Here is a 22968-nt window from a genome sequence, read left to right on the forward strand (position 1 = left end):
AAAGTGGCAACGCGCTCTTCCCGTTTCAGTTCCAACAATCATATGCGAAAAGGGAGCGAGTTGATGGAAATGCGTAAGATCGGCCTCATCGGCGGCATGAGCTTCGAAAGTTCGGCGGTCTACTACCGGATGGTCAACGAGGCCGTTCGCGAGCGGCTGGGCGCATTGCATTCGGCGGAGGTGCTGCTTCATTCCGTCGACTTCCAGAAAATCGTCGATCTGCAGAAGGCCGGGCGCTGGGACGAGGCGGCCGGGCGTCTGTCCGAGGTTGCCCGCGCCCTTCAATCCGGCGGGGCCGATTGCGTGCTGATCTGCACCAACACCATGCACCTGATCGCCGACGCCGTCGCGGCTTCCGTCGATATCCCGCTGATCAACATCATCGACGAGACCGCACTTCGTCTCAAGGAAAGAGGCAGCCGCCGGCCGCTGCTGCTCGCCACCCGCTATACCATGGAGCACGGCTTCTATGCCGAGCGCATGAAGGCGCACGGCATAGATCTGATCGTTCCCGACGCCGACGGCCGCAAGCTGACCCACGAAATCATTTTCGACGAGCTCTGCGCCGGCAAGGTACTGGACACTTCGCGCGAAGCACTGATGACGCTGATCGAAACCGCGAAGGCAGAAGGCGCCGATGCGGTCATTCTCGGCTGCACCGAGATCTGCCTGATCCTCGACCCGGCCAACCTGCCGCTGCCGGGCTTCGATTCCACGGCTATTCACGCCGACGCAGCGGTTGATTTCGCGCTCCTCGACCGAAAGGTAGTCTGCGCTGCCTGACCGAACGACCACGGGGGTTCAAGGCAAGACAACGCCCGCTCCCCCGGGCGTTGTCGATGCCACGGCGATGTCCGTCGAAATTCCGGAGGCGCGCACCTTACCGCCGCTGATACATCCCCACCGCGGCACCAAGAGCAATGCCGATGGTGATACCGAGCGGGACGTCATCGAGCGCAACTCCTAGGGTTGCGCCGACACCGACGCCAATTGCAATACCAACTGCCATGAACGCGGCAGTACCACAGGCATGTGGCGACAATCCGCCTACGGCACCTCGTCGAACTCAGCGCGCGCCTTGCGGATCGCGTCGTGATTTTCAAGCGACCAATCGACGAACAGCCTGAGGACGGGCAGGAATGATCGGCCGAGATCGGTGAGGCTGTATTCAACGCTCGGCGGCTGCGTCGGATAGACGGTGCGGCTCAGATAGCCGTCGCGCTGCAGGTCGCGGAGCGTCTGTGTGAGCATCCGCTGGGAAATGTCCGGGATCAGCCGGCGGAGCTGTGAAAAGCGCAACGGTCCATCGGCAAGTGACAGGAACATCAGCGAATTCCACTTGCCGCCGATATTGTCCATCACATCCCGTACCGGGCAATTGTCGATATCGAGCGGCATACCGCAGACGATTGCCACACGCTTGCCTTTCACGCCGCCGGTCGCCTTGTTCATGGCGGTACCCTTTCCGTAACCTTCGCAGAAAAAACTGCCTCCTTTACAGCTCTTAGCAGATTACGGGATAAGAGCAACTCTCAAAACGAGACCAGCATTCGGCATGACCCGGTAGTGGCATTGCGAAGCTGGAAAGCAGAGTGAAAGGAAGATCATGTCCCAGACATTGCTCGTAACCGGTGCTGCAGGTCAGCTCGGCAAACTCGTACTCGATGCGCTTCTCGCCTCCGGCAAGACGAAGCCGTCCGATATCATCGCCACCAGCCGCGACACCGCCAGACTCGCCGATTATGCCGCCAAGGGCATCGAAACCCGCGCCGCCAGTTTCGACGACCCGCAATCGCTCGAGAAGGCTTTTGCCGGCGCCGACCGGCTCCTCATCATCTCGACCGACACGCTGGACGAGCCGGGCAAGCGGTTGAAGCAGCATCTCGCCGCCGTCGACGCAGCCAAAAAGGCCGGCGTCAGGCACATCCTCTATACGTCCATGCCCAATCCGGAAAACTCGGTCATCCCCTTTGCCGTCGATCATCTCGGCACCGAAAACGCCATCAAGGCGAGCGGCATCCCCTATACGATCCTGCGCAATGCCTGGTACATGGAAAACCTGTTCCTGGCGCTGCCGCATGCGCTTCAGTCCGGGCAATGGTTCTCGTCGGCCGGCGAAGGCCGGATCTCCCATGTGGCGCGCGACGACCTCGCCAAGGCCGCCGCGGCCGCGCTGGAATCGGGCTCGACGGAAAGCCGCATTTATACGCTGACCGGAGCCCAGGCTCTCACGACCGCGGAGATCGCCACCCTCGTCGCCGAAGCCACCGGCAAGACGCTGGACGTCGTCCACATTTCCGACGAGGCTCTGGCAGGCGGCCTCAAGGGCGCCGGGCTCCCTGACTTCTTCGTGCCGATCCTCGTGTCGTTCGACACCAATACGCGTGAAGGTCATTTCGACGTGGTGACCAGTGACGTGGCCACCCTCACCGGCAGAGCTCCGGTCGGGCTGTCGGCTTTCCTCGCGGCAAACAAGGCCGCTCTTAACCAGTAACAATTGGTCGCGATGACGACCGGCCCGGCGTCCGCAGCCGGGCCTTCTCGTCATGCTTGCCCCGAAGCCCGTATTTCCGCCACCCTCCCGCCTCAGCGTGCTATCGTGAGGCTCGGTCGGATTGGAGGAAGAACGATGACCGCACCGGTCGACTTCTGGTTCTCGATAGGAAGCCCCTATACCTTTCTCGCCGTGATGCGGCTGCCGGAGGTCGCCGAAAGGGCGGGCGTCGATGTTCGTTGGAGGCCCTTCGACCTCCGCGCGATCCAGGCCGAGGCAAATGACGGGCCTTTCGCCGACAAGCCGCTCAAGGCCGCCTATATGTGGCGCGATATCGAGCGGCGTGCCGCGAAGTTCGGCCTGCCGGTGAGATTGCCGATCCCCTATCCGCTTGCCGACCTCGCACTTGCGAACCGCGTCGCGGTGCTCGCCGCCAAGGAAGGCTGGTGCTCCGCCTACACGATCGCAACCTACCGGCGCTGGTTCGTCGACCGTGAGCCCGCCGGCAGCGAGCCGAACATCTCGAGGAGTATCGAGGAAGCGGGGCAAGACCCTGTCCGCGTGCTCAAACAGGCAAGCACCGGCGCCGTTGCCGAGGCGCTAAACGCAGCGACCAGCGAGGCGAAGAAGATCGACATCTTCGGTTCGCCCTCCTTCGTCGCCGATGGCGAACTGTTCTGGGGCCACGATCGCCTGGAGGACGCGATCGAATGGCAGCACAATCTGGACCAGGGGAACCCGGGGTGAGCTTCGGTGCCTAGTGCGGCTCATCGAGCCGGCGTTGCGTCTGACTTCCGCACCAGTTTCCCCTCTTCGGCCTTGTAGAAGAACTGGCTGGCGACCAGCCAGCCCTTCAGCGGCCTCAACGGCGGGATGCAGGTCAGGAGCATGAACGGCCCCGTCACCAACAAATGCACCCAGAGCGGCGCATTGTATTGCACTTCCAGCCAGACGCCGAGAAACACGCTGGGCACGCAGGCGAAGCAAATCACGAAGAAAGCGGGGCCATCGGCCGGGTCGGCGAAGGAATAGTCGAGGCCGCAGACCTCGCACTCTTCCCGGAGCGCCAAGAATCCCTTGAACAGGTGCCCCTGCCCGCAGCGCGGGCAGCGACCACGCAAACCCGTGTGCAGTGGCGACCGGGGCGTCCACTCATCGTTTGAAGACATCATTCTTCCTTTTCAGGTTTTCCGCAGGCATGCGCGAACCAGGGGCCCAGGGCCGGACGTTCCAGAGGTCGGGCGCCGCCGCGGCATCAGGCAGGAACCATACATAACATACACTTCTAACATTGTATGCATGCACGACTGCGACAATTCCGCCCGCCTGCAGACAAAACGCCTTGGAAATACGAACGCGCCTTCAGACGACGAGACTGAGCGCCGCCGGCGATCGTGCGAGAAGATCGGAAATGACGTCGAGGCTTCGCTGCAGTTCGGCCCGCGTCTCCGGCGCGCCGAGGCCGAGACGCACGGCCTCCGGAGGATCCGAAAGCGCGAAGGCATCGCTCGCCACGACATTGACGCCCAGAGCCCTGAGCCGGGCGGTAAACTCGCCGCGGCTCCATTGGGGCGGCAATCTCAGCCACAGGTGAAAACCCTCGCGGTCGGCCAGGACATCGGCGTCGGGCAGTCTGTCGGCAACCATCTGCTGGCGGCGCCCCGCTTCGCTGCGTATGGCCGCCAGCACCGCTTGTGCCGTGCCATCCTCCACCCAACGGGTGGCAATCGCTGCCGAAAGCGGCGATGCCATGCCGGCCGTGGCGCGAATGGCGCTTTCCAGGCGAACGGCGGCCGTTGAATCCGGCACGACCAGATAGGCGATCCGCAGTGCAGGCGAGAGGCATTTGGCCAGCCCCGCCACGTGATGGACGATATCCGGAGCAAGGGCTGCAAGCGGCGGCACGGGCGCTGCCGGCAACGCGCCATAGGCGTCATCCTCTATGATCGCAACGCTGTGCCTTCGCGCAATCGCTACGATTGCCTCGCGCCGTTTCAAGGGCAGCGTAGCGGTTGTCGGATTGTGCAGCGTCGGATTGCAGTAAAGCACCTTCGGCCGATGCTCGAGGCACGCGGCCTCGAAAGCTTCCGGCACAAGGCCCCATTCGTCCATTGCAACTCTCAGGACGTCGATGCCGAGATACGCCGCCACCGAACGAAGACCGGGATAGGCGAGCGCCTCGGCACAGATCCTGTCCCCCTTCGTCGCCAGCAGGCCAAGGGTTGCAAGCAGCGCCCCTTGCGCTCCGGGGCAGACCAGCACTCGCTCCGGCGAGACTTCGCCGAGCCGCGGCTTCAGCCAGGTCGCGCCTGCGGCCCGGTCTTGCCGCGCACCACCAACGGGTTGATAGCGCATCAGCAGGGCAAGGCCCTGCTCGTGCTGCAAGTCGGCGATATCGCCCCACATCCTTTCCGCAAGCGGCGGGTCATCGAAGAGCGGCGGCAGATTCATGCTCATGTCGACGAGCCCGGCCGGCGACGAACTACCGACACCTCTCGGTCGCGCCCTCACATAGGTGCCTTGCCCGACCCGACCCTCGATCGAGCCGCGCCGCCGCGCCTCGTTGTAGGCACGGCTGACGGTGGTGAAATCGATGCCGAGTGCGGCCGCAAGCGCCCGCTGCGGCGGCAAACGTGTCCCGGCCGGCAGGCGCCCTGCCGCGACGTCGGCAGCAATCTGTTCGGCGATGGCGAGGTAGAGCGGCCCGCGCATCCTGCCAAGCTCCGGCATCCACGAAAGGCTTCCGCGATCCTTGCCATGCGATATCCTTTTCATAATGTATGGATATTGCATGGATGCACTCACCAAGCAAGTCGCTGATGAGGGGCTCCCGCGAGCCCTATACCGCCTCGCCGCAGGCGCGGCGGAAGCGACGCACCGTCTCCGCCATGCCGTATTCCAGCGCGTCGGCCGTCAGGCCGTGGCCGATCGACACTTCGGCAAGTGCCGGGATGTGCTTGACGAGCAACGGCAGGTTGGCGACCCTCAGATCGTGTCCCGCATTGACGCCGAGGCCGAGGCCGATTGCGATTTCGGCCGTGCGGCCGAGTTCGCCGGCGATCCGCTCGGCCCCGTCGGGATCGTCGTGGCAGCCGCCATAGGGCCCCGTGTAGAGTTCGATGCGATCGGCGCCGGTCTCCCTGGCGAACTTCAGCGCTTCCGGATCCGGGTCACCATCGGCAAACAGCGATACGCGAAAGCCTTTCTTCTTAAGGCGCCCCACCACGCTGGCGAGCAGGGCTCGGTTCTCGCGAAAATTCCAGCCATGGTCGGAGGTCGCCTGTGTCGGGTCGTCGGGCACCAGCGTCACCTGCTCCGGCTCGTGGCGTTCGACGAGTTGGAGAAACTCCTCGTTGGGGTAGCCTTCCATGTTGAACTCCGCCTCCGGGAACTCGTCGTCGATCAGGTCGCGGATCGGTTGCAGGTCGGAAAACCGGATGTGCCGCTGATCGGGTCGCGGATGGACCGTCAGTCCACTCGCGCCGGCTTGAAGCGCGATCCGGCCGACGCCGGTCACAGAAGGCCATGGGAGATCGCGCCGGTTGCGCAGCATGGCGATGGCATTGAGATTCACGGAAAGCTTTGCGGGCATATCGATACTTTCAAAGCGATGCACTCGAACGAGCGCCGGCGACCAAATCGATCGTCGCAGTTCTACCGCAGATTTTGCAAGATCGGAATCGGCCTTTGCACGGTTTCGTCCAGGGCGTTTTGACATCCCCTTATTATGTTGATATCAACCTTATTCGCTGACCGGGCAGCATGTCGCAACTTCGGAGGAGAACATCATGACGACGCAGGCCCCACTCGTCCCCGCATCGGACCTTGCCGCAAGGAACCGCGCCCGCTTCCCGAATGAGAGTGCCGAGTACCGCCAGGCACGCAACGCGTTGCTTGCCGAGGAAATCGAACTCCGCCGCCACATCGAGCGGGTGGCTGCGCAGCGCAGGCAGTTGCCGCCGGGTGGCGAAGTGCCGCGGACCTATGTTTTCGAGGGGGAGAACGGCTCCGTGACGCTCGCCGACCTCTTTGGGGACAAGGACACGCTCATCGTCTACAGCTACATGTTTGGCCCGAAGCGCGAGAAGCCCTGCCCCATGTGCACGTCGCTGATGGCCGCCTTTGAGGGCAAGGTACCGGACATCGAGCAACGCATCGCTCTGGCGATGGTCGCCCGCTCGCCGATCGAGCGGCTCCTTGAAGCCAAGAAGGCGCGCGACTGGACCCAGTTGAAGGTCTATTCCGACAGCGAGGGTAGCTTTACCCGCGATTATGTCAGCGCCGAAGACGCCGACGTCCCTGGCTATACGGTTTTCACCCGCCGCGATGGCACGATCCGGCATTTTTGGAGCGGCGAGATGAATGGCGAAATGGCCGATCCCGGTCAGGATCCACGCGGCGCACCCGACCCCGACCCGCTGTGGCACCTGCTCGACACGACGCCGGAGGGCCGCGGGACGGATTGGTATCCTAAACTGGACTATCGGCGCGCTTAGCCTGCACGATCCCGGTTGAGCACATCAAACGGGGCACGGACATCCGGCCGTGCCCCTTGCCTCTACTGCATCCTTCCTTAAAATCGCAGCCGATTTAAGGACAAAAACATGCAGCACCTGAAAGTGCGACGGCGCCCCAACCCACTTCGGAATCGGTCCATTTCAGAAAAACCTGACATTTCTTGTTGCTAAACCTGACAAGCACCATTTTTTGGTCCTAAATCTCGAATCAGGTTAAAACTGTCCGCTTCTCACGGCGTAGCGCCTTTTCTTCCGGAGCCATTGATGATGCCAGCCGAAAGGCCCTGTGACGAGTCGATCCGGTCGGCGCTCGGCCGGATTCTCGACAGCAAGGGCTTTCAGCGCTCCGAGCGTCTGCGTGCTTTCCTGACCTATGTGGTCGAGAGGGAGATCGTCGGCGAAGCCGGGCAATTGAAAGGCTACTCCATCGCGGTCGACGTCTTCGGACGCGGCCAGGCTTTCGATGCCGATAGCGATCCTCTCGTGCGCGTCCATGCCGGAAAGTTGCGCAAGTTGCTGAAAGGCTTCTACGAAGCCGAGGGGTCCGGCGAGAAATGGCAGATCAGCATCCCGAAGGGAACCTATGTGCCGGAGTACCGGCTGCGTGAAGCTGTTGCGGAAGTTCCGGTGCGAGCAGCCACGGCTGCCCGTCCCGCCAGGCGCCGGCCCGCCTGGCAACCCACTCCCTTCTCCTCCCCCTGGGCGGTGCTGACGGTCCTTCCGCTTCTGTTGTTCACCCCGCTGCCGTCACCGAAAGTAGCGCTCGACTTCGCCGCGGAAGCCAAGCTTGCGAACGGCCCGATGGCCGCTGTCCGCGGCCTTCCCTCCGTTCGCTTCATCGTCGACGCGGAGCATGGGAATGCGGAGCATTTCGCCGAAGTGTTGCGAGCCGCCGCGCTCCGCCACAAGACCCTCACCTCCGCAGATGTGACCGGCTCTTCCGGCGCGACCGGCTCCTTGAATCCGGCGCTCGCCTTCTCCGTTACGATCGCCTGGCACGATACGCCGGAGCCCGGAGTTCGCGTCACGCTTTCGCACGACGGCGAAGCCGTGCCGCTCCGGCAGGACTTCATTGGCGCGCAACAGCTGGCAAGTGAAGCCGATATTCTCTACAGGACGACGTCCCTTGCCGCTCAGCTTTTCGGCCTCGACGGCGAAATCTACGCCCACGCCGCCACGGAGGGGCTGCAGAGCACATTGATGCGGTGCATGGTGACGACGGCGCGCTACAAGAAGCTCCTGACGCGCGAGACCTTTCAGGAGGCCTGGTCGTGCCAGCAGGAACTTGCCCCGTTGAAGGGCGACGAGCCTCTCTTCATTCTCTCGGCAAGCCGGCCGCACCAGCTCTTCGGCCACTGAGAATCCGGAGTTGCTGCAAGTATTTCCAAATCCGATGCTTCGGCAAGGAAGCATCCAACTTCCATATTCTTGGGCGCCCGAGCTCGCCAATATTTTACCCGCAATATTGGGGGCTGTTAATTTCGCTGATTCGCACTTACCGTGACCCGTGCGTTGGAATTTAGATGCCTGGTTCGCCCGTTGGGGCACGGCACGTTCGGATGAACGCGCAAGGAGCTCCAGCCCCTCACGACAGCACCGCGCCTCGAAAGCGCCGCGCCGGGTGAAGGGCAAGCACATTGGTCTGCAGTAGTCGTGCCACGCGCACGATGTGCCCCGAGAGGCAGCCGGTAGCGGCGATTGCGATTGGCTGATCGCGACGTCACGGCGCGGCAAACGGGGGGCGCGGAATGTCACAGGATCCAAGGAAGAATGCAGAGGTCGGCATAGCGCCGGGCACGCGCGGTTTTCTGCCGAAGCTGCCCACTCCTTATTTCGGCTCGGACGACCGGCTCGCCATTGCCGAAATGGCCGAGGCTTTTGGGGTGACGCACCGGACTTTGCATTTCTACGAGGAGAAGGGACTGCTGAACGCCGCGCGCCTTGGTCCCATGCGTGTCTATGGCGAAGGGCATATCCGCCGCATGGCCGTGATCAACGCGTGCCGGGAGATCGACATGCCGGTTGCCACGATCCAGGACCTGATGGCGGCGCTTGACGCGGCGCAAAGCCAGACGGAGGCCGACCGGATCTTCGAGGCGGCGCTGCAGTCGCGCCGCCGCGAACTTGGAGCCCAACAGTCGAACTTGCGCCGGCAGATGCAACGGATTGCCGAACTGCTCGAAACCGGGTCCAGTGGGCGTACTGATCCTGCACCCGGGCAGATCCATCTGTCGCCTATCGAAAGCGAATGCCTTGGCCTGATGGCCGCCGGGCACCCTGCCGCGCGGATCGCGCAGCTGATGGGCATGGACATCACCGCGGCCCTCACCCTCGAATCCGGCATTATCCGCAAGTTCGATGCTCAAAACCGCTTCCAGGCGGTTGCGAAGGCCGTGCTTGCCGGCATGATCGCCTCGGAATAGCACGTCGAACGCGCTGTCGCTCTACCGCGCCGTGCGTCTTTTCAGACGCACCAAGGACGCTGTAGCACTTTGAAATGCTGCATGTTCCTGTGCTCAAATCGGCTGCGATTTAAGGAAACATGCAGTAGGCGGCGGCGCTTCTGAGGCCCGATGGCCCCAAAGAGTTGTCATCATCCGTCCGTGGCAGTAGTATTTGCGCGCAGTTGCGGACGTCTCGTCGACAGACTGTATGTTTCGTCGTCATGCTGCTTCTGACCAATCAGAAGAGCTTCCCGCACTTCGGGAGACATATTCAGAAGCTTATTTACATCCGACGCCAACAATGGCGCTTCCGCCGATTCTTATTGCTTTCGGACGAAGGTATTGGAGGAAAAAATGAGCAAGCCTACCGTAATCATCATTTTCGCTGGCGCCCTCGCCTTATCCGGGTGCCAATCCGCTGCGACATCCCAAGGGGGACGCAACGAGTTCGGCTGCATTGCCGGGACGGTCGGCGGCGCGATCGTCGGCGGCGTGGTCGGCGCGACCATCGGATCGGGAACCGGTCAGCTCTGGGCCGTTGGCGGCGGCGCCACGCTCGGCAGCGCGGCCGGCAATGCCTTGACCTGCGCCTATTAGAGCGGGATGCGCTCCGCTCTAAACCTTTGTTTTTTGCCGCATTTGTGCGACGTCAGGTGATTCCACCTGACTGCAAAATGCTCTAGCGGAGAGCCGCCATGATGCGAAAACTCGTTCTTTCGACGGCACTCGTGCTTTGCCAGCTTGTTCCGGCCGCCGCGCAGGCTCAGTCTGCGGCAATGAACCAGGGGCAAATGGATCGCCTCGACCGTGACCGAAACGGATCGGTCGACCGGTCCGAGTACCAGGCATTCATGACAATGGCCTTTGCAGGTCTGGACAAGAACAAGGATGGCAGCCTGCGCTCCGGCGAAGTGGCGCAGGCACTGAACGCTCAGCAATTTGCCGCCACCGACACGAACGGCGACGGCAAGCTCAGCCAGAGCGAGTTCCTGAACAGGGTCATGGCGGATTTCCAGGCGGCCGACCGCAGCGGCGACGGCAGCCTGCAATAGGAAGCATGAACGCGCCTACAGCGCCGTGCGTCTTTTCAGACGCACTCAGGACGCTGTAGCACTTTGAGTCGCTGCATGTTTTTATCCTCAAATCGGCTACGATTTAAGGAAACATGCAGTAGCGGCCTCCACGGACCGGGCGAGGTATCGGCGCACATCTCAATCGCGGTGCCGAGCCGGCGCTAGCGCCATGGTTTGTGCGTAGGCCATCGGCGAGCGGCTGCCCGGCATGTTTTCGTCCAGGACAAGCGTTTTCACATCATCTGAGCGGACGTCGAGAGCAATGACACGTTCAAGCTTGTCAATCTGCCAGACGGCGTAGCCCAGTTCCGGAACATATCCACAATCGCACCCGCAATCACCGCCAAGGATTTCCCTTGGCTCTGCGGGCAGATACATGATTTGCGGCTTCGGCAACTTGTAGCAATGGCCTTCATAGGCATAGCCGTAAATTACGCCAATGCTCTTGATATATTTGCTGTCGTCTCCACGAAAATTGCGCGATGGAATATTTATCTCTACCGTGAGCTTTAAGACTTCAGCTTGCGTCTCATCAACCAAAGCCAATACGATCTGCTGCTGAAACAGGTCAATCAACTTCTTCTGGGCAACACGTCTGATGATGCCAGAGATCAGCTTCTTGTCTTCGGCTTTAATTTCACGACCCCTCAGTTCCTCTTCGAGACTGACGTCGAGTTCCCCGATTTCCTCGGGCGTGAATATCGATAGAGTGACAGCGGGGCGGCCATAAAGACGCACCTCGCTTGGATTGTAAGCGTCATAGTGTGGAGCCTCGAGGCCCTTCGCCTGGTTCCCCACGCCGGGATGGTTGCAACAATCACTCATGTTCCTCTCCTTTTCCTGGCTTCACCTTCGACCGATAATCTCACGCCATGCGAAATTTGCTTCCAGCACCTCCGCAGCCCCGCCTTGGGCGGCGGCGATGACCGCGGTTGCGGCCTGATCCAATCGCATCGTTGTCGGATCGAGCGTCCGCAACGAAGCCCCAAGCGCCTGTCCGACCGTGTCGCGGGCGGACGCCAACGCCAGTTCGAAAATCAGCGGCTTCATCTGAAAGGCCTCGGCTGTCGCGGCGCGGAACTCGTCGAAGTCACGCTGGCTCAACCCGCGCAGGTCAATGTCGAGAAGCCGACTATCGGCACAATCCCGCGCGACCAGTTCGCGATGATAAAGCTCGACAATGGTATCGAAGATGGCGCCGACAAAGGGGAGCGCACGGTCGTGCACCTCGCCGGTCACGTCCGACATGCGGCGGAAGTTGGTCGCGAGCCGCACCTGGGCTTCGGGGCTCGTTTCGGCAAAGCGATTGAGCTCGTTATAGAGCAGCAGATTGCCCCGCGTCCGGCGCAGCAATCGGTCGATGGCCGAGCCGAAATGCAGGAACGAGATCAACGACACGGCGTCCGAAAACGCCTCCGAAAACGGAAAGAAGTCTGCTGCGCGCGAAACTATCGCCGGCACGCCGGTTTCGGACAGGAGGATCAGATGTCCGACCTCGTGGGCAATCGTATCGAAATTCAGCGCATAGGGACGCAGAATCCCGTCGGTATCCGAACACCCCAGTTCCAGGAAGCCGTAGCCCGCCTGCGCATTGTCCCAGTTCACAAAGGCCACGATTTCGAGGCGAGGAAAAGTCTGATCGAAAAACCATCGAACCGGCCGGCCGAGATAGCTCTGCCATATGTCGAGAACGAAGTGCACGCAGGCATAGGCGTGCACGGAGAGGAATTCCCGTGACGTCGGCGATACATTGTCGAAGTGGCGGTCCGGACCCGGCCCTGCCGGGGATCGCCTCGCCCCATCGAAGGGCGGCAGCCTATCAAGGCCATAGGGCTGCTTGTCCGAGAGCGGATCGACCACATACATCAACGCGTCGCTTGGCCCCGGACCGATCTCGTCCCGCAAGATCGGCAGCCAGACACGATCCGGCTGCTCGTATCCCGGAATGAAAGGGGGTTGGGGGAATATCCAGAAGCGCGTGCCTAGGCGCGCATCACCAGACTCTAGGGCCTCATTCCGAAGCAAACGCATCGCACAATTGCCCCCTCGGTCGGTGAAATCCGGCAATCAGGGATTGAATTTATAAGTGTTCACTAATTTTGAGTCAATGCCGCCGGCTTCCAGGTCCCGCATGAAGGTGTTCGTCGCCATCCAAGAATCGCCGCCGCCTGCCGTCCGTGCCCGTCGCACAAGGCTCGGCGCGGCGCCAAGCGCCAGGAGAGCGTCCTGTCTTTTTTGGCTTACCATCGTCTGCCGCAGTTCTTGGACGCGGCCGTCCGGCCATCCCGCCGCACCCACTATAGTCGCGAGCGTGCGCTCGCGAAAGTTCATATTTCGCGCCATTGTTGTGAGCAGCGCACGTTCGGCAGGCGTAATGATCTTGCTGCGCATCAGAACGGAAAAGGTCCGCTGCAGATCGACGAGCGAGTCAGTTAGTTGCATAAAGCCGAGCTCCGCCGGCCCCGAATGCACGGCCACCGCATCGTCCGGTGTCAGTGCGGGAGGCGACCCGCAAACGTCTCTTGGCGACGAAAGAGCCCATCGCCGATACCATCGGTAGATCAGCCCGACGCCGATCATTCCGAAGTCGCTGAGTTCGGCCGCCCGCAGCGCCCCCATGCTGGCGGCTCCGACCATGAGAATTCCCTGCGCCATCGCCCAGAGGATCTCCTTGTGCCTGACGGCCGGCCGGTCTTCGAACTGGCCGTCGATCAGGATCATGGCACGCGGGCGGAAAGCATGGGCGGCCAACAGAATGTCACCCTGCGCGGCGGGTTGCAGATAGATGGCGTCGAGCACCGCCTCGGCCTCGGCAATCCGAAGCGTCGGACCGAGAAACACCAGGATCGGACCCTCTTCGCTCGCATCCGCCATCTGCTCACCGTACAACATTGAATGGGTATGCGCGGGCAAGGACCGTCCTCACGCAGCGGACGCCCGTTTCGCGATCATGCCCCACCGGGACGGCGACGACAGGACCGAGGCCGGCGGCGACGATGCCGTTCAGCAGGGAGCCGGAATCGACGAACGCAGGCAAAGCGGCTGGCGCGATCGGTCTTGCGGAACCTTCCGCGACAATAAGCTCGCGGGCTCTCGCAACGACCACCTCGGTGCTTCTCTTGTAGTGTGCTCTCGTCTGGTCATCGCGAGCACCGGAAATCGCTCCTGCCCTGGCCGCCAGCGCCTCGAGCATGGCGCTTGCGGCCGCAGCTTCGACGCTCGGACCGGCGGCATAGCCTTCAGTCGGCAGGGCAAGGATCGGTTCGCCGGGACCCGTCTCGATCGTCTGGCACCAGATGACCGGAATGCCGGCCGGCGAAGGGGCATGCCACAGCGCGAAGGATATCCCGCAGGCTTCCGCGATAGCGCGGATATGATCCACCCGTTGGCCGAGCCCCGTCACGGCAATGCGCATCCGGTCGAAGAATCCGTGCGTCGCGAAGGCGCGGGCAATGGCATCGCGCTCGACGCATTCGAACAGGCCGTGCAGATAGGCGCCGCGGGCCTCCATATGGCAGGCAAGCCCCGTTGTCGTGCGTGCAAACCAGCCATCGTGGACCGGCGGCGGATCCGTGTAGCGAGTGTGGACCAGCTCTACGGGAACCGGCAGCGCATGACCTGTGGCGACATCGAGACCGGCGATCCAAGGCAAGATCTTCGTCCGCCAGTTTCCCGATCTGGCCACGACTAGATTGTCAAAGAGGCCGTCGGCAATTTCGAGCTCCTCGGCGGTCGCCAGGAAGACGCGCTCGGCCGGAATAGCTTCGGCATAATAGCGCTCCAGTGATTCCATGATTGCGCCCATCGACGCTTCCGCCGTCGTGAGGCCCCGCCCCAGGGACGTCACCTCTGACAATGCCGCCGGACGAACGGCTTGCACCACGGGGAGTCCGAGTCGATCCAGCCCCGTCAGGTCGCCGATCCGCGTTATTCGCGCTCTTCGGCAGAGTGGCAAAAGCGCCTGGAAGCGACGCTTGGTCTCCTCGGGGTTGGAGGTTATGGAAAGAAAGGCGCGTAGGTCTGAAAAGATCGCCGTATGAAAATCGGCCAGCCCTTCATTCAGGCGACTGCGATCAGCACCTGACGACAACGCCGAACTCCTGAACCGACTGTCGGGCGCGCTTGGCAAGGGCCATCGCTCCCTGGCCTTCTGCAATATCGATGGCCGATCGCAGATCTTCAGCGAGCACATCCCGATGCGCCCCCGCTTGGGCGTTGAGAACGGCTCGACACCGGTGCAGTTCCGCCAGCCAATAGGCATGGCCGGTTTCCTCGGCCTTTTGGATAGCCTCGTTCACAATGTCGATCGCCTCGCCCGTCTTGCACGCCCGTCCAAGCAGGGTGGCGTGCATGTAGAGGTAGATCGGCAGATCCGCGACCGCGCCCAATTTTCTGAGAAGCGAAAGGCCCTCCCTAAAAGCGCTGTGCCCATCGTCAAGACTGCCCTTATGTGCCTCGGCCCAGCCCCCGAAGAGCAGCGACAGGCCGGACAGGGACTGCATCTCGTGCTTCGTGGCAAAATGCGCCATCCGTTCGGTAACTTCAGTGAGGCGCTCGAAGTCGTCCCGATAAAACGCCGATACGGCTTCGGTATCGAGCGAATGCGCCTTGCTCGGCGCATGCGCTATGCGGTCGACGAAAGCGATCATCTTGGACAGCGCCGTGTCCGAGGCCTTCGTTTGCCCCGTCAGCCACAGGGAAAGGGCGAACTGGCCGAGCGCGCACACCTTCGCGTCATGCCCGCCGAATTCCATCCGGCTTCTCCTTGCCGTTTGCTCGTCATAGAGCGCCAAGCCGGCCTTGATCGCCTCCTGGGTCTCCCGATGCCGGCCGAGATTGAAATCGATGGCCCAGATACAATGGTTCACCTGCAGTTGGATCTCCGGATCGTCGGCCCTCGCCAACATGGCCTGGACCTCCAGGGCCCGGTCGTGCATGACGCGGAAATTCGAACCGGTAAACCACCAGCCCCAATAGATCGGGAACCACTTCGACTGCTCGTCCATCGGCTGCCGTCGGGCGATTTCAACCCCGTCTTCATAGAGCTTGCGCGCGGGGGGCGAATTCAGCCCCACTAGGCCAGTCAGGATCGGCCCGAGCGCCGTCAGCGCAGCAAGCTGCAACGTCTCGACGGGGCGCCCCTCGCCCAATTGGCTGCAAAGTCTCAGCGCATGTTCCAGATACTGGCGCGCCTCGATCATCGCCGAGCGGCTCGAACTCTCCTTCCCGGCGGCGATCAGCAGTTCGACTGCATTCTCGAGGAGGCCAGCCCGCTCCGCGTGTTCAGCCAGTGCGCCGGTGTCGATCCAGGCGGCCATGCCGCGGTTCTGGCCGACGGCGCCAAATAGCCGCCGGTGCAACACCTGCCGCTGTTTGCGCAGCAGCGCGTTGTAGATCGTCTCCTGGATCAGCACGTGGCGAAAACCGTAGGCAATGCGCCCGGGTGCCCGAACCCGCGTCAGGAACCCGGTCTCGCACAGCGTATCGGCCGCGCTGGCGATTGCCTTCTTGCTGAAGTCGGGCAGCAGCACACGCAGCAGAGGCAAGGTCACCTGCGTACCGGCCGCCGCTGCCGCTCGCGCCACTTCTCTGGCCGGACCCAGATGCTGCAGCCGCGCGTCCAGTATGGATTCGAACGCCGACAGATGGGCCGGCTTCATGTTCTCCGACAGGCTCGCCTCATCCGCTTCGGCATCTTGGGAGGCCCATTGGCAGATTTCCTCGATGAACAGAGGAACGCCGCCGGATATGCGTTCCGCCACTTCGAAGAGTTCCGGCAGCCTCGCCAGCCGATGCTCCGGCCATTTCGCCCGGATCGCCCGCCGCGTTTCGTCACTGTCCAGAGGACGCAACGACAGCCGCAGCGGGTTCGCCGCGTCCAGCCATACGGCGGGTGAACCGCGCCGCGACGTCAAGACGAGAAAGATCGGGAACTGATCAATGAGCCGGGCCGCCTCGCCGAGCAGGTCGCGCGAGGTCGGATCTATCCAATGGATGTCCTCGACCGCTATGACCACGGGGCCGCCTCGGCAGACCGCTTCCAGCGTCCGCAAGAGCGCCCGGTGCGCTTTCTCGCGGATCGCCTTGGGATTATCATTGGCGAGGCTCTGGTTTTGTCCTTCCGCGCCAAGCAGATAGGCGAAGACATCGATCGCCTCCTTGTCCTCGATGCCGTTGCGCCCGAACAATGTCGCCACGTCGGAGGCCGTGACGCCCATCTGCCCATGTCTCGTCGTCGACACGGGAAAGCTGTGCAGCAGCGGATGCAGCGTCGAGCGCAAGCCGCCGGGGAGGCACTGGAAGAAAAACAGCTTCGAGCGCCGATCCCGCGTCTTCCTGCGGATCTCCCGCAGAAGGCGGGACTTGCCGATGCCGGCATCCCCCTCGATGATGAGACTTGCGCCCCGCCCGGCAAGGACGCCATCCCAGGTACGCACGATCGTATTCAGCTCGCTCTCGCGGTTGATGAAGGGACCGCCCAGCCGGCCATATGCATAGAAGCGGTCAACCTCCATCTTGTGTCCAAGCGCCCGCCACACTTTCTCGGGTGCCGAGAAGCCCTTGAGCGTCTTGCTGCCCTGGAATACGAAGGCATGCGATCGCCCGGCCAGGTTTCGCGTCTCCTCGGAAACCAGGACGCCGTTCGGCTCGGCGATCACTTGTAGGCGGGCCGCCATGGCGAGTGCCGCGCCGGTGACGGGCTCCTGAAGCCAGCTCTCCCGTTCCATATCGCGGATGAGGGCCGCGGACGTGGCGATCCCGACGCGGACGCGGAGGTCATCCCGTCCGCCCTCTTGGCCGACGCTCTTGCAGCCGTCAACGATTGCCAGGCCGGCGCGGATCGCCAGCGAAGCAGCATCCTTGGCGTCGAGATCGATCGGAAACAGTGCCACGCCGCCGTCGCCGGCCTCGTGCTGCATCACGCCGGAGTGCGACGCGATCGACTGCCTGCTCGACTCCTGAAAGGCGGACATCAGGTCCTGATAATCCTCGATGTCCATGACATGCAAAAGATCGGTCGACCCGACGAGATCGTAGCAGAGCGCCGTGACGATGCGGCGCTCGCTGCCAGGCGCGGCGGGACCGCCGGCACGGGTAGTGCGGCTGGCTGCTCTTCGTGGTGTATTGGTTCGGCTTTCGCGCAGCATGCACCACCACCCCGCATTCGGCAGCGCGCTTCCGTGAGACTTAGACGCGCATGTTCACGACAAATAATCTGTTTCTTGCAATTCCTGAAATATCTCGTCTGAGGAGACGCGCTGGTAAGTCTACTCGCTCTCCTTCCCTTGGCGAAGCCAAGGCTGCTCGTCGGACCGGTCTATGTCAATCGGCGCAGAGTTGCAACGATCTCGCCGCTCCAATACGCGGCCCATACTGTCAGCTCTTCTGCAGGGCGAGATGGGCGCCCAATCCGACGAGGGTCGCGCCGCCGATGCGTTGCACCAGGCGCTGCGTCCGACTTGAACGCTTGAGCCTCGATAGAAGCGCACCGGCGAGCACGACACAAAGAATATCCGCCGACGAGAACATCAGGTTGACGACCGATCCGAGGACGACGAACTGAAGCCAGACGGGTAGCGACGCCGAGGCATCGACGAACTGCGGCAGGAAGGCAACGAAGAAGATCGCAGTCTTCGGGTTGAGAATCTCGACTGCGATGCTCTCGAAAAACGCACGTTTTCCCGATTTCGCCTGGACGTCCGGCAGGTTGGCTTCGCCATGCACCTTTGCACGGAAGAGTGACACGCCCATCCAGATCAGATAGGCGGCGCCGGCGAGTTTGACGGTCAGATAGAGCGTGGGCACGGCATGAAAGAGCGCCGAAAGCCCCGCCGCGGCCGCAGCAACGTGCACATAGCCGCCGACATGAATACCGAACGTCGCCATCAAGCCGGACCAGCGGCCGCGCGCAACCGTCTGGGCGGTCGCGTAGAGCATGGCCGGTCCCGGCACATAGGCGAAGACGGCAGTGGTGATGAGAAAAGTGATCAGCAATCCGGTCGACGGCATTGTTGTCTCCTCACCTGACGATCGTCAGGCGCTCCGCCGCGCGGGTGATTGCCGTATAGAGCCAGCGTTCGCGCGTGTCGCGGAAGGCCCAGCTCTCGTCGAAGAGCACGACATTGTCCCATTGCGAGCCCTGCGCCTTGTGCACGGTCAGCGCATAGCCGTAATCGAATTCGTCGTAGCGTTTGCGGGTGGACCAGGGAATTTCGCCCTCAACGTCCTCGAAGGCCGCTTTCAGCAGCTTGATCTTCGCCGCGCCGCGATCCATGTCGTCGTCCTCGGGGCGGATCATCAGGTTGATCCCCGGCTTAACCGTCTCCTTCGACGAGCTCATCACCTGCCAGAGCGAACCGTTGAGCAAGCCCTTGGCCGGATCATTCCTGAGGCAGACGAGCTTGTCGCCCGATTGCGGATACTCGCTCGTAAAGCCCTTCAGCTCGCGCAGACGCTGGTTGTAGCGCCGCCGCGTCCGGTTGGTGCCGACAAGCACTTGGTCGGCCTCTAGCACCAGAGGCTGGGTCACTTCGCCCTTGGAGATGATCTGCGCCGTGCCGAAGTCGCCATGCATGATCTCCTTGCCCTCGCGCACATGCATGGCAAGCTGGATGATCGGGTTGTCGCGCGCCTGGCGGTGAATGTCGGTCAGCAGATAGTCCGGTTCGTGATTGGTGAAATAGCCGCCGCCCGTCACCGGCGGCAGCTGCCCCGGGTCGCCGAGCACGAGAATTGGCGTGCCGAAGCTCATCAGGTCCTTGCCGAGCGCTTCGTCGACCATCGAGCATTCGTCGATGATGATCAGTGCCGCCTTGGCGACGGGGCTCTGGCGGTTGATTGCAAACATCGGCGCAATCGACGTCTTGCCGGTTTCCTCGTCCTCGACCTCCTCTTCGCCCCGCGGCCGGTAGATCAGCGAATGGATGGTCTTCGCATTGCTGGCCCCCTTGGATCGCAGCACCTGCGCAGCCTTGCCGGTGAAGGCCGCAAAAAGCACCTCGCCGTCGACATGCTCGGCAAAGTATCGGGCGAGCGTCGTCTTGCCGGTCCCGGCATAGCCGAACAGCCGGAACAGCGGCGAGCGGCCTTCCTTCAGCCAACGCGAAACGGCCTTCAGGGCCTCATCCTGTTGCGGAGCGAATTGCATGGGCTGAAGTGTCAGGATTCGGCGCCTCGGCGCAAGCCCGGATTTCCATCTACCCCCGCCGGAGATGTCTCGGCGCTCACAATGCCGCACCGCTGCACTTGCGCGAAATCTTCTGCGGCTCGAGAGGCATCAATCGGTCTCATGCACTGCGTCCGGACGCCCACTCTCCATGAAGATCGCTGTAGCGGTTTCTTGGCATGGCACCTTGAATCGGCGCGCGCGATGCTGCTAACAACTCGAGCAGCTGCATACTGTGTGCACAAGCAGCGAAAAAGCCCTCCTCACTGGAGAAACCCTTGAAGCCGGAACATCCCGCAACGCCGATGACGCCCGAGAGCACCGGGGTAGGTCGTTTGCCTCAGATTTGGCAATGGTGTCTGCTGGCCGCGCTTTCCCTGATTCTTGCTGCCCTGCTCGAAATGGCGGGCATTCCTGCCGGGCTGCTGATGGGACCCATGGTTGCCGGCGCGCTCGTCGGCATGAACGGCGGCACGATCCGCCTACCCCGCCAGTTCTTTTTCTGCGTCCAGGTCGTTCTGGCGATGATGATCGCCGGCTCGATGCGGCCCGATCTGTTCGCGACCTTTTCCAGCAATTGGCCGCTCTTCCTCGCCGTCATCCTGTCGGTGATCGGCGTCAGCACGCTCTGCGGCTGGACAATCACCCGGATGCGCATCTTGCCTGGAACGACAGCGATCTGGGGGTCCTCGGCCGGCGCCGCCTCGACGATGCTGCTGATGGCGGACGCTTATGGTGCGGATGCCCGTCTCGTAGCCTTCATGCAGTATCTGCGGGTCGTCTTCGTCGCCGGCGCAGCGACGATGGTCGCACATCTCTGGGTCAGCGGCACGGAGGCCGAGACCGCGACCCGCTGGTTTGCGCCGGTCGCCGGCCTGCCCTTCCTCGCGACCCTTTCCGTCGGCATCGTCGGCGGCTTCCTCGGCAAGTTGCTGCGCGTGCCAGCCGGGGCCTTCCTCGTTCCCTTCGCCATTGGTTCCGCTCTCAATGTCACCGGCATGTTGACGATCGAATTGCCGCAATGGCTGCTAGCGCTTTCCTTCGCGCTGCTCGGTTGGAACATCGGGCTGAGTTTCACCCGCAGCATCATCGCGCATGCGCGCCGCGCCTTCTTGCCGACGCTCGTCTCCATCTTCGTACTCATGGCCTTTTCCGGCGCGCTTGCCGTGCTGCTCATCAAGGCGGCCGGCATCGATCCGCTGACCGCCTATCTCGCCACCAGTCCAGGCGGCCTCGATTCGATCGCCGTCATCGCCGCCTCGAGCGATGTCGACTTGCCCTTCGTCATGGCGCTGCAGACCGCCCGGCTTCTGATCATTACGCTCATCGGGCCGGTCCTCGCCCGTTTTGTCGCCGACCGCGTCTGAATTGAGAACCCGACCACCCCGCGAAATGCGCCCTCACAACTTTCGCGGGCGAGCCGGGAATAAATCCTGAACCGTCCGTGTCTCACTTCGCGAACCTGGAACCGGTTCCGCGTATAGCCCGCCACTTGGCCAAGGCCGGGTGTGCGGCGTTGCGTGAACTTCGTAGGCTTGAGGAAGGAACCCACCCATGAGAACGTTTGCATTGGCCATTGCCATTTCCCTTGCCACGACCGCCTCGGCGTTCGCGGCGCCGCCGGTAAAAACGGTGGAGAGTGAAAAAGGTCCCGTGCTTGCCGCGGCCAACGGCATGACGCTTTACACGTATAAGGACGACCAGAAGGGCGTCTCCGCCTGCTATGATCAATGCGCCAAGAACTGGCCACCCTTCATGGTGGAAGGCAACGCAATGCCTGAAGGCGCTTACTCGATCGTCGAGCGCAAGGACGGCAGCAAGCAATGGGCCAAGGACGGCATGCCGCTCTATTTCTGGGTAAAAGACAAGAAGATGGGCGATATCACCGGTGACGGTGTGAAGGGCGAATGGGATGTCGCACGGCCGTGACGGCTCGGAGGCGGGCGCGGACGCTTCCGCGCCCGACCCTTTCGAAGAGGACGTTCTCAGCCTGATGCCAGCGCTCAGGCGCTATTCGCGCAGCCTCGCGCGGTCCGATTCGGACGGCGAGGACCTGTTGCAGGATTGCGTCGAGAAAGTGCTGGCGCGCCGTCAGCAATGGCGCGGCGTGAACCTGCGCGCCTGGGTTTTCACGATCATGACCAACCTCTATCGCAACCGCCATCGCCACCGCGCGCTGCACCCCGAGGTCGAATACGACGAGGCGCTTGGGCTCGTTGCCGAAGAGCAAAACGCCGATCCATTGCAAAGCCGCCTACTCGAACGCGCGCTGGATCGGCTGTCGGCGGAGAACCGCTCGGTACTGATGCTCGTGGTCATCGAAGGATACCGCTATCAGGATGTCGCGGAAATGATGGCCATTCCGATCGGCACGGTGATGTCGCGCCTGTCACGCGCCCGCCGCCAGCTCGCCGAAGCGATGAAGGATGACAACGTGATCACCCTGCGGAGACCGAAATGACGGATGAATTCAGCACCGTCTCCGAAGACGAACTGCACGCCTATGTCGATGGCCATCTCGGCCAGCCGGAGCGGCAGCGTGTCGAAGCCTGGCTGGAAAGGCACCCGGTCCGCGCCCAAGAAGTCCGCGAATGGCAGGCCCAGGCGGCTGCGCTGCAACAACATTTCGCTTCCTATGCCCGAGACAATGAAGGCGATCGGGCGCTGCTTTCCGCCCGTTTCGACCAGGACAACGCCGTCACGTCATCCCACGCCACCACGCTCCGTCGCATCGCCGCCGGCCTGCTGATTTTTGCGACCGGTGTCCTTGCCGGTATCTATGCCGCGCCCACCCTTGCCCCCGATCAGCGGCTCGAAACGGCTGAGAACCCCGACAGCCTTCCCCGCCAGGCGCAATCCGCCTTCCTCGTCTACGCGAGCGAAGTGCGCCATCCGGTCGAAGTCGGGGCCGACCAACAGGCACATCTGGCGACCTGGCTCGGCAAGCGGCTCGATTACGGGTTGAAGATCCCCGATCTCTCGGCGCTCGGATTTTCGCTGGTCGGCGGCCGGCTGATCCCCGTCAATGGCACGGCAGGCGCCATGCTGATGTATGAGGATGGCTCCGGCCAGCGCCTGACCGTGCTCCTCGGCCGCAACAGGGACAATCGCGAAACGAGCTTCCGCATTGCCAGCCAGGGCGCCCTCGGGACCTTCTACTGGATCGACGGCGAGATCGGCTACGCGGTCACCGGCGAGGTACCGCGCGACCTCCTGCAGAAGGTCGCCCACGAATGCTACCGGCAATTCGAGGCTGCCGACGCATCGTAGCGGC

Annotated in this window: 23 protein-coding genes; 12 read left to right on the forward strand and 11 right to left on the reverse strand. The window is 62.6% G+C overall.

The window, feature by feature from the left end; translation table 11 throughout:
- Window positions 1–63 precede the first annotated feature (63 nt).
- Window positions 64–783 carry an aspartate/glutamate racemase family protein gene (locus tag NGR_RS21140; protein WP_012708512.1) on the forward strand — a complete coding sequence of 240 codons (720 nt, stop codon included), beginning with the start codon at window positions 64–66 and terminating at the stop codon, window positions 781–783.
- Between the two features lie 264 nt (window positions 784–1047).
- On the opposite strand, the gene NGR_RS21145 is transcribed toward NGR_RS21140, so the two are convergent.
- Window positions 1048–1452, reverse strand: coding sequence for a winged helix-turn-helix transcriptional regulator (locus tag NGR_RS21145; protein ID WP_012708514.1), 405 nt, complete (start codon window positions 1450–1452; stop codon window positions 1048–1050).
- Window positions 1453–1606: 154 nt separating this feature from the next.
- Here NGR_RS21145 and NGR_RS21150 point away from each other — a divergent pair, with 154 nt between their 5' ends.
- A complete protein-coding gene (locus NGR_RS21150) occupies window positions 1607–2494 on the forward strand; it encodes an SDR family oxidoreductase (RefSeq protein WP_012708515.1) in 888 nt (295 codons plus the stop codon).
- Window positions 2495–2629: 135 nt separating this feature from the next.
- Window positions 2630–3241, forward strand: a complete 612-nt coding sequence (locus NGR_RS21155) for a 2-hydroxychromene-2-carboxylate isomerase (protein WP_012708516.1) — start codon at window positions 2630–2632, stop codon at window positions 3239–3241.
- A 20-nt stretch (window positions 3242–3261) separates the two neighbouring features.
- On the opposite strand, the gene NGR_RS21160 is transcribed toward NGR_RS21155, so the two are convergent.
- From NGR_RS21160 to NGR_RS21170, 3 genes are all read right to left on the reverse strand, one after another.
- Window positions 3262–3663, reverse strand: coding sequence for a DUF983 domain-containing protein (locus tag NGR_RS21160; RefSeq protein WP_012708517.1), 402 nt, complete (start codon window positions 3661–3663; stop codon window positions 3262–3264).
- A gap of 193 nt (window positions 3664–3856) precedes the next feature.
- Entirely contained in the window at window positions 3857–5287 is a 1431-nt protein-coding gene (locus NGR_RS21165) for a PLP-dependent aminotransferase family protein (protein ID WP_012708519.1), read from the reverse strand.
- Window positions 5288–5333: 46 nt separating this feature from the next.
- On the reverse strand, window positions 5334–6086 hold the full coding sequence (locus NGR_RS21170) for a pyridoxine 5'-phosphate synthase (protein ID WP_164924388.1): 753 nt from the start codon (window positions 6084–6086) through the stop codon (window positions 5334–5336).
- Between the two features lie 196 nt (window positions 6087–6282).
- Here NGR_RS21170 and NGR_RS21175 point away from each other — a divergent pair, with 196 nt between their 5' ends.
- The 5 genes from NGR_RS21175 (at window position 6283) to NGR_RS21195 (ending at window position 10507) form a co-directional block, all read left to right on the forward strand.
- Window positions 6283–6990: a DUF899 family protein gene (locus NGR_RS21175; protein ID WP_012708521.1), complete on the forward strand. Its 708-nt coding sequence runs from the start codon at window positions 6283–6285 to the stop codon at window positions 6988–6990.
- Window positions 6991–7275: 285 nt separating this feature from the next.
- The gene (locus NGR_RS21180; RefSeq protein ID WP_012708522.1) at window positions 7276–8370 is read left to right on the forward strand and encodes a hypothetical protein; all 1095 of its coding nucleotides are present in this window, start codon (window positions 7276–7278) and stop codon (window positions 8368–8370) included.
- Between the two features lie 389 nt (window positions 8371–8759).
- Entirely contained in the window at window positions 8760–9434 is a 675-nt protein-coding gene (locus NGR_RS21185) for a MerR family transcriptional regulator (protein WP_012708523.1), read from the forward strand.
- 375 nt (window positions 9435–9809) lie between these two features.
- On the forward strand, window positions 9810–10052 hold the full coding sequence (locus tag NGR_RS21190) for a glycine zipper 2TM domain-containing protein (RefSeq protein WP_012708524.1): 243 nt from the start codon (window positions 9810–9812) through the stop codon (window positions 10050–10052).
- Window positions 10053–10153: 101 nt separating this feature from the next.
- Window positions 10154–10507, forward strand: a complete 354-nt coding sequence (locus tag NGR_RS21195) for an EF-hand domain-containing protein (protein ID WP_164924640.1) — start codon at window positions 10154–10156, stop codon at window positions 10505–10507.
- A 159-nt stretch (window positions 10508–10666) separates the two neighbouring features.
- On the opposite strand, the gene NGR_RS21200 is transcribed toward NGR_RS21195, so the two are convergent.
- The 7 genes from NGR_RS21200 to NGR_RS21230 form a co-directional block, all read right to left on the reverse strand.
- Window positions 10667–11353, reverse strand: a complete 687-nt coding sequence (locus NGR_RS21200; RefSeq protein WP_012708526.1) for a hypothetical protein — start codon at window positions 11351–11353, stop codon at window positions 10667–10669.
- 21 nt (window positions 11354–11374) lie between these two features.
- Window positions 11375–12559 carry a hypothetical protein gene (locus tag NGR_RS21205; protein ID WP_012708527.1) on the reverse strand — a complete coding sequence of 395 codons (1185 nt, stop codon included), beginning with the start codon at window positions 12557–12559 and terminating at the stop codon, window positions 11375–11377.
- Between the two features lie 36 nt (window positions 12560–12595).
- A complete protein-coding gene (locus tag NGR_RS21210; protein WP_012708528.1) occupies window positions 12596–13402 on the reverse strand; it encodes a TfuA-like protein in 807 nt (268 codons plus the stop codon).
- 4 nt (window positions 13403–13406) lie between these two features.
- The gene (locus NGR_RS21215; RefSeq protein WP_164924389.1) at window positions 13407–14618 is read right to left on the reverse strand and encodes a YcaO-like family protein; all 1212 of its coding nucleotides are present in this window, start codon (window positions 14616–14618) and stop codon (window positions 13407–13409) included.
- A complete protein-coding gene (locus NGR_RS21220) occupies window positions 14602–17676 on the reverse strand; it encodes an ATP-binding protein (protein WP_012708530.1) in 3075 nt (1024 codons plus the stop codon). Before NGR_RS21220 ends, NGR_RS21215 begins: the two co-directional genes overlap by 17 nt.
- Window positions 17677–17905: 229 nt before the next feature.
- Entirely contained in the window at window positions 17906–18538 is a 633-nt protein-coding gene (locus NGR_RS21225) for a LysE family translocator (protein ID WP_012708531.1), read from the reverse strand.
- Window positions 18539–18548: 10 nt separating this feature from the next.
- Entirely contained in the window at window positions 18549–19676 is a 1128-nt protein-coding gene (locus NGR_RS21230) for an ATP-dependent DNA helicase (RefSeq protein ID WP_012708532.1), read from the reverse strand.
- Between the two features lie 296 nt (window positions 19677–19972).
- Here NGR_RS21230 and NGR_RS21235 point away from each other — a divergent pair, with 296 nt between their 5' ends.
- From NGR_RS21235 to NGR_RS21250, 4 genes are all read left to right on the forward strand, one after another.
- Window positions 19973–21061, forward strand: coding sequence for an AbrB family transcriptional regulator (locus tag NGR_RS21235; RefSeq protein ID WP_164924390.1), 1089 nt, complete (start codon window positions 19973–19975; stop codon window positions 21059–21061).
- A 187-nt stretch (window positions 21062–21248) separates the two neighbouring features.
- Complete coding sequence (locus NGR_RS21240) at window positions 21249–21623, forward strand: COG4315 family predicted lipoprotein (protein WP_012708534.1); 375 nt, start codon at window positions 21249–21251, stop codon at window positions 21621–21623.
- The gene (locus tag NGR_RS21245) at window positions 21607–22155 is read left to right on the forward strand and encodes an RNA polymerase sigma factor (protein ID WP_012708535.1); all 549 of its coding nucleotides are present in this window, start codon (window positions 21607–21609) and stop codon (window positions 22153–22155) included. Before NGR_RS21240 ends, NGR_RS21245 begins: the two co-directional genes overlap by 17 nt.
- Window positions 22152–22964 (forward strand): anti-sigma factor family protein, encoded by an 813-nt coding sequence (locus tag NGR_RS21250; RefSeq protein ID WP_012708536.1) that lies wholly within the window; start codon window positions 22152–22154, stop codon window positions 22962–22964. Before NGR_RS21245 ends, NGR_RS21250 begins: the two co-directional genes overlap by 4 nt.
- The last annotated feature ends 4 nt before the right edge of the window (window positions 22965–22968 follow it).

It is taken from the genome of Sinorhizobium fredii NGR234 (genome assembly GCF_000018545.1).
Lineage (GTDB): Bacteria > Pseudomonadota > Alphaproteobacteria > Rhizobiales > Rhizobiaceae > Sinorhizobium > Sinorhizobium fredii_A.

Bases quoted from the DNA above. Each gene is read 5' to 3' on its own strand.
- NGR_RS21140 (WP_012708512.1), top strand. From the start codon at position 64: ATGGAAATGCGTAAGATCGGCCTCATCGGCGGCATGAGCTTCGAAAGT.
- NGR_RS21145 (WP_012708514.1), bottom strand. From the start codon at position 1,452: ATGAACAAGGCGACCGGCGGCGTGAAAGGCAAGCGTGTGGCAATCGTC.
- NGR_RS21150 (WP_012708515.1), top strand. From the start codon at position 1,607: ATGTCCCAGACATTGCTCGTAACCGGTGCTGCAGGTCAGCTCGGCAAA.
- NGR_RS21155 (WP_012708516.1), top strand. From the start codon at position 2,630: ATGACCGCACCGGTCGACTTCTGGTTCTCGATAGGAAGCCCCTATACC.
- NGR_RS21160 (WP_012708517.1), bottom strand. From the start codon at position 3,663: ATGTCTTCAAACGATGAGTGGACGCCCCGGTCGCCACTGCACACGGGT.
- NGR_RS21165 (WP_012708519.1), bottom strand. From the start codon at position 5,287: ATGCAATATCCATACATTATGAAAAGGATATCGCATGGCAAGGATCGC.
- NGR_RS21170 (WP_164924388.1), bottom strand. From the start codon at position 6,086: ATGCCCGCAAAGCTTTCCGTGAATCTCAATGCCATCGCCATGCTGCGC.
- NGR_RS21175 (WP_012708521.1), top strand. From the start codon at position 6,283: ATGACGACGCAGGCCCCACTCGTCCCCGCATCGGACCTTGCCGCAAGG.
- NGR_RS21180 (WP_012708522.1), top strand. From the start codon at position 7,276: ATGATGCCAGCCGAAAGGCCCTGTGACGAGTCGATCCGGTCGGCGCTC.
- NGR_RS21185 (WP_012708523.1), top strand. From the start codon at position 8,760: ATGTCACAGGATCCAAGGAAGAATGCAGAGGTCGGCATAGCGCCGGGC.
- NGR_RS21190 (WP_012708524.1), top strand. From the start codon at position 9,810: ATGAGCAAGCCTACCGTAATCATCATTTTCGCTGGCGCCCTCGCCTTA.
- NGR_RS21195 (WP_164924640.1), top strand. From the start codon at position 10,154: ATGCGAAAACTCGTTCTTTCGACGGCACTCGTGCTTTGCCAGCTTGTT.
- NGR_RS21200 (WP_012708526.1), bottom strand. From the start codon at position 11,353: ATGAGTGATTGTTGCAACCATCCCGGCGTGGGGAACCAGGCGAAGGGC.
- NGR_RS21205 (WP_012708527.1), bottom strand. From the start codon at position 12,559: ATGCGTTTGCTTCGGAATGAGGCCCTAGAGTCTGGTGATGCGCGCCTA.
- NGR_RS21210 (WP_012708528.1), bottom strand. From the start codon at position 13,402: ATGGCGGATGCGAGCGAAGAGGGTCCGATCCTGGTGTTTCTCGGTCCG.
- NGR_RS21220 (WP_012708530.1), bottom strand. From the start codon at position 17,676: ATGCTGCGCGAAAGCCGAACCAATACACCACGAAGAGCAGCCAGCCGC.
- NGR_RS21225 (WP_012708531.1), bottom strand. From the start codon at position 18,538: ATGCCGTCGACCGGATTGCTGATCACTTTTCTCATCACCACTGCCGTC.
- NGR_RS21230 (WP_012708532.1), bottom strand. From the start codon at position 19,676: ATGCAATTCGCTCCGCAACAGGATGAGGCCCTGAAGGCCGTTTCGCGT.
- NGR_RS21240 (WP_012708534.1), top strand. From the start codon at position 21,249: ATGAGAACGTTTGCATTGGCCATTGCCATTTCCCTTGCCACGACCGCC.
- NGR_RS21245 (WP_012708535.1), top strand. From the start codon at position 21,607: ATGTCGCACGGCCGTGACGGCTCGGAGGCGGGCGCGGACGCTTCCGCG.
- NGR_RS21250 (WP_012708536.1), top strand. From the start codon at position 22,152: ATGACGGATGAATTCAGCACCGTCTCCGAAGACGAACTGCACGCCTAT.